This window comes from Sphingomonas sp. Leaf412, from assembly GCF_001425405.1.
GTDB lineage: Bacteria > Pseudomonadota > Alphaproteobacteria > Sphingomonadales > Sphingomonadaceae > Sphingomonas.
Genome location: NZ_LMQP01000001.1, coordinates 694,107 through 699,290, shown reverse-complemented (window position 1 = coordinate 699,290; position 5,184 = coordinate 694,107). Strand labels below are relative to the sequence as shown.

General features: G+C 68.9%; 5 protein-coding genes and 1 tRNA gene. 2 read left to right on the top strand and 4 right to left on the bottom strand.

Going from position 1 to position 5,184, the window contains the following annotated elements; all coding sequences use genetic code 11:
* Positions 1 to 44 precede the first annotated feature (44 nt).
* The 3 genes from ASG29_RS03360 to ASG29_RS03350 form a co-directional block, all read right to left on the bottom strand.
* On the bottom strand, positions 45 to 1,415 hold the full coding sequence (locus tag ASG29_RS03360) for a sensor histidine kinase (RefSeq protein WP_235532744.1): 1,371 nt from the start codon (positions 1,413 to 1,415) through the stop codon (positions 45 to 47).
* A 143-nt stretch (positions 1,416 to 1,558) separates the two neighbouring features.
* Positions 1,559 to 2,224, bottom strand: a complete 666-nt coding sequence (locus tag ASG29_RS03355) for a response regulator transcription factor (protein WP_055980041.1) — start codon at positions 2,222 to 2,224, stop codon at positions 1,559 to 1,561.
* A gap of 203 nt (positions 2,225 to 2,427) precedes the next feature.
* Entirely contained in the window at positions 2,428 to 2,724 is a 297-nt protein-coding gene (locus tag ASG29_RS03350; protein ID WP_235532743.1) for a PepSY domain-containing protein, read from the bottom strand.
* A gap of 112 nt (positions 2,725 to 2,836) precedes the next feature.
* Here ASG29_RS03350 and ASG29_RS03345 point away from each other — a divergent pair, with 112 nt between their 5' ends.
* Complete coding sequence (locus ASG29_RS03345; RefSeq protein WP_055980038.1) at positions 2,837 to 4,615, top strand: ABC-F family ATP-binding cassette domain-containing protein; 1,779 nt, start codon at positions 2,837 to 2,839, stop codon at positions 4,613 to 4,615.
* On the top strand, positions 4,612 to 5,055 hold the full coding sequence (locus ASG29_RS03340) for a PaaI family thioesterase (protein ID WP_055980036.1): 444 nt from the start codon (positions 4,612 to 4,614) through the stop codon (positions 5,053 to 5,055). The genes ASG29_RS03345 and ASG29_RS03340 overlap by 4 nt, the downstream gene beginning before the upstream one ends.
* Before the next feature lie 50 nt (positions 5,056 to 5,105).
* On the opposite strand, the gene ASG29_RS03335 is transcribed toward ASG29_RS03340, so the two are convergent.
* A tRNA-Met gene (locus ASG29_RS03335) sits at positions 5,106 to 5,182 on the bottom strand.
* Positions 5,183 to 5,184 lie beyond the last annotated feature (2 nt).

The window sequence follows — 5,184 nt, the reverse complement described above, 5'->3', positions numbered from 1 at the left end:
TTCGCGCGGACATCGTGCACCAGCACGTTGAATGTCGATCCGCCCTACCCCGCCGCGGGCAGCCGCAACCGGACCAGCAGCCCGCCCAGATCCTCGCTCTCCTCCAGGCTGACCGTCCCGTCGTAGATTTCCGCCACGTCGCGCACGATCGCCAACCCCAGTCCGGTGCCCGGCTTGCCCGTATCCAGCCTGACGCCGCGGTCGAAGATGCGGATGCGGTCCGCCTCCGGGATGCCCATCCCGTCGTCCTCGACCAGCACCTCGACGAATCCCGCCTGCGCCCCCACGGTCACGAACACGCTGCCGCCGCCGTATTTGGCGGCATTCTCGACCAGGTTGCCCATGATCTCGTCCAGGTCCTGCCGCTCGATATGCGCGACCAGGTCCTTCGGCCCGTCCATGTCGATGCGGACGTGCGGGTACAATCGCTGCACCGCCCGCTCGACCGATTCGACGCTCGGCCATACCGCCGCGCGGCTGTGCGCCGATCCGCGCCGGCCGACCGCGCGCGCGCGCGCCAGATGGTGGTCGACCTGCCGCCGCATCGTCCGCGCCTCGCGCACCACCGTCTCGGCCAAATCGTCCGACTGCGCGGTGGCGGCGTTCATGATGACGGTCAGCGGGGTCTTGAGCGCATGGGCCAGATTGCCCGCATGCCGCCGCGCCTCCTCCGCCTGCGTCTCGTTATGCGCGACCAGCGCGTTCAATTCCTCCACCATCGGCATGACCTCGACCGGCATGTCGCCCGCGATCCGGCTCGACCGCCCCGCCCGCATCCGCGCGATCTCCATCCGCACCCGCCGCAGCGGCAGCAGGCCGTAGAAGGTCTGGATCGCGGCCAGGATGATGAGGCCAAGGCCCAGCAGCACGAAGCTGCGGATCAAGGTCCGCCGCAGGATCGATATCTGCGCGTCCAGCGCCTCGCGGCTCGACGCGACCTGGAACCGCCAGCGCACGCGCGATCCCGGCAGCGTCACGTCGCGCTCGACGATGCGCAGCTTCTCCTCGCCGAACTGCCTGCTGTCGTAGGTGTGGACGTTGCGGTCGTCGTGCCGCGCGCCGTAGGCGAGCTGCCGGTCCCACAGCGATCGCGACGGGAACGTCTCCTTCCCCGGCGCCGACACTTGCCAGTATAGCCCCGAATACGGCTCCAGGAACCGCTGGTCCGCCGGCTCGCGGTTGAAGATCACCTCCCCCTCCGGCCCGATCTCCGCCGATACCAGCAGCGAGCGCAGGACATATTCCAACTGGTCGTCGGCGTTGCGGGTCACCGCGGCCACCAGCACGCGGTCCAGCGCGAATCCCCCGCCGGTCAGCAGCACGGAAATCCACACCGCCGCGATCAGGATCATCCGCTGCGACAGCGATCCGCGCGCGCGCGGCTGGTCGGGTAAGGGCGTGGTGTCGTCGGTCATGTAGCAGCCGTCATACCTCCGTCACCCCGGACGTGATCCGGGGTCCATCGGGCCGCGAGCGGAGCAAGGATTGCTCTCGCGGCGCAATGGATGCCGGATCAGGTCCGGCATGACGGACGGGACCCGAACGCGTTTCGCACCGGTCAGGCGTCCGGGTCTTCCAGGCTATACCCCAGCCCCCGGATCGTCGTGATGACGTCCTGGCCCAGCTTCTTGCGGATACGCGTCACGAACACCTCGATCGTGTTCGAATCGCGATCGAAATCCTGGTCGTAGATATGCTCGATCAACTCGGTCCGGCTGACCACCTTGCCCTTGTGATGCAGCAGGTAGCTGAGCAGCTTGTATTCCTGCGCGGTCAGCTTCACCGGCTCGCCCGCGCGGGTGACCTTGCCCGATCGCGTGTCGAGGCGGACGTCGCCCGCGGTCAGCTCGCTCGACGCATTGCCCGACGCGCGGCGGATCAGCGCGCGCAGCCGGGCGATCAGCTCCTCGGTCTGGAACGGCTTGGCGACGTAATCGTCCGCGCCCGCATCCAGCCCCGCGACCTTGTCCGACCAGCTGTCGCGCGCGGTCAGCACCAGCACGGGGGTCACCTTCCCCTCCTTGCGCCAGCGGTCCAGCACGGTCAGCCCGTCGACTTCGGGCAGGCCCAGGTCCAGCACGATCGCATCGTAATTCTCGGTCGAGCCGAGGAAATGCCCCTCCTCGCCGTCGGTGGCCAGGTCGATGGCATAGCCCGCGCCTTCCAGCGTGTTCTTCAGCTGCTGGCCGAGGTTCGGTTCGTCTTCGACGATCAGGACGCGCATGGTGGATCGATACTCCCCTGTATGTGACGCGCGGGCTAGCACGAAAGCGATCCGCTATGGAATCGCCACTGTCGCATAGCTGAACGGTCGAACAGGGGCCGGATCCCAACCTTCGTTCGGCCTGAGCGTAGTCGAAGGCGATGCGCCCCGCCGATGTTTCGACGACGCTCAGGCCGAACGGAGGTCGCGCAGGCGAACCGGCGCTACCGCCCGGTCTGCCCCAGGACCTTGCCCGTGCGGCCGTCGACATCGACCCAGATGACGTTGCCGTCGCGCAGGAACTTGAGCGTGTAGACTCCGCTGGGCAGCTCCAGGTCGAACCCGATATATTGCGCGCCCTTCATCGTCGGCACCACGCGGCGCTCGATCTCCTTCAGGGGCAGCAGCTTGCCGGTCCGCGTCGCCTGCCACGCGGCCACGCTGTCGCGCCCCTGCGCCGCGGCGGCCGGGGAAACGACGGCCAGCACCAGCGGCAGGCAGGGGAGGAAGGTCGGCTTCACGATCGTGCCTGTAATGGCGCAGCGTTGAATAGCTTATGAATGTCGCGCCCGCCGCGCAACCGCCCTCGCCGCCCGGTTGCAGGGGCGCGCACAACGCCGTAGCGCCGGCGGCATGGCCGCACCGATCCTCTCCTACGACAATCTCGGCCTCGTGCAGGGCTCCGGCTGGCTGTTCCGCGGCCTCGACCTGGCGATCCACGAGCGCGATCGGCTCGCGCTGATCGGCCGCAACGGCGCGGGCAAGTCCACGCTGCTGAAACTGATCGCGGGATCGGTCGAGCCCGACGAGGGCCGCCGCGCGGTCGTGCCGGGCACCAACATCGTGATGCTGGAACAGGACCCGGACCTGTCCGCCTGCGCCACGCTCGCCGACTACGTCATGGGCGGCCCGCGCCCGCCCGAACGGCACGAGGCGGATGCGATCGCGGGGCAGCTGGGCATCGACCTGTCGCGCGATGCGTCGACGGCGAGCGGGGGCGAGCGGCGTCGCGCCGCGATCGTCCGCGCGCTGTCGGTCGCGCCGGACCTGCTGCTGCTGGACGAACCCACCAACCACCTCGACATCGCCGCGATCGAATGGCTGGAGGACTGGCTCTCGCGCTATCGCGGCGCCTTCGTCGTCATCAGCCACGACCGCACGTTCCTGACGCGCCTGACGAAGCAGACGTGGTGGATGGACCGCGGGCAGTTGCGCCGGAACGAGGTCGGCTTCGGCGGCTTCGACGCCTGGACCGACGCAGTCCACGCGGAGGAGGAGCGCAATGCCGCGCGCCTCGATGCGAAGCTGAAGCTGGAGGAACACTGGCTTCAGCGCGGCGTGACCGGGCGGCGGCGGCGCAACCAGGGACGGCTGGCCAAGCTGCACGAGATGCGCGCCGCGCGCGCCGCGATGATCGGGCCGCAGGGCACCGCCGCGCTCGGCATCGCCGCCGACGACAGCAAGACGAAGATCGTGATCGACGCCGAACATGTGACGAAGGGCTACGGCGACCGCATTATCATCCGCGACCTGACCTTCCGCGTCGCACGCGGCGACCGGATCGGCATCGTCGGCCGCAACGGCGCGGGCAAGACGACGCTGCTGCGCCTGCTGACCGGCGAGATCGAGCCCGATACCGGCCGCGTGAAGCGCGCGAAGACGCTCGACAAGATCTTCATCGACCAGCAACGCCGCCTGATGGCGCCGGACAAGACCGTGCGCGACGTCCTGGCCCACGGGGGCGAGTGGATCGACGTCCTGGGATCGCGCAAGCACGTCCACGGCTACCTGAAGGAATTCCTGTTCGATCCGAACCTGATCGACGCCAACGTCGGGACATTGTCGGGCGGCGAACGCTCGCGCCTGCTGCTCGCGCGCGAGTTCGCGCGGCCGTCGAACCTCCTGGTGCTGGACGAACCGACCAACGACCTCGACCTCGAAACCCTCGACCTGTTGCAGGAGGTGATCGGCGACTACGCCGGCACCGTGCTGATCGTCAGCCACGACCGCGACTTCCTCGACCGCACCGTCACGGTGACGCTCGGCCTCGACGGGAGCGGAACGGTGGACGTCGTCGCGGGCGGGTATGAGGATTGGGAGCGTCAGCGCCGCCCGCGGACCGAGCCGAAGAAGGCGGCGGCGAAGGCCCCGCCTCCCCCGCCGCCGCCCGCCGCGCGGACGAAACTGAGCTACAAGGACCAGCGCGACTATGAGCTGCTCCCCCGGCGCATCGAGGAGATCGACGCCGCGATCGCGCGCGACGAGGCGCTGATGGCCGACCCGTCGCTCTACACCCGCGACGTCGCGACGTTCGATCGCCTCGGCAAGGGGATCGCGGCGCTGCGGGCGGAGAAGGATGCGGCCGAACTGCGCTGGCTCGACCTGGCCGAACGGGTGGAGGCATCGGCATGACGGAGAACGGACCGCTCGACGGACGATTGGTCCGCGTCGAGGACGGCGCCTGGGCGGGCTGGTCCGTCTGGAAACCCGGCGATCCGTTCGAGGATCTCGCGGGGCCATTCTACTCGCGCGAGGACGAGCGCGGGCTCGTCTGCGGCTTCCTGCCCGGCGATCGCAACCGCAACGGCTTCGGCGCGGTCCACGGCGGGGCGTTGATGACCTTCGCGGATTTCGCGCTGTTCCGCATCCCTGCGGGGATGAGCGAGGGCTTCCACGGCGTGACGATGACGTTCGGCGCGGAATTCCTGGCGCCTGCGATGCCGGGAACGGTGCTGACCGCGCGCGGCGAGGTGATGCGCGCAGGCCGCAGCATCGTGTTCGTCCGCGGCGTCATCGCGCAGGAAGAAGCGCCGGTGCTGTCGTTTTCCGGCTCGATCAAGCGCGTCCGGTAATCGGCTTTGTCCCGAACGCAAAAAACCCGCCTCAAGGGCGGGTCTTGCGATGGTTGCGGGGGCTGGATTTGAACCAGCGACCTTCAGGTTATGAGCCTGACGAGCTACCGGGCTGCTCCACCCCGCGCC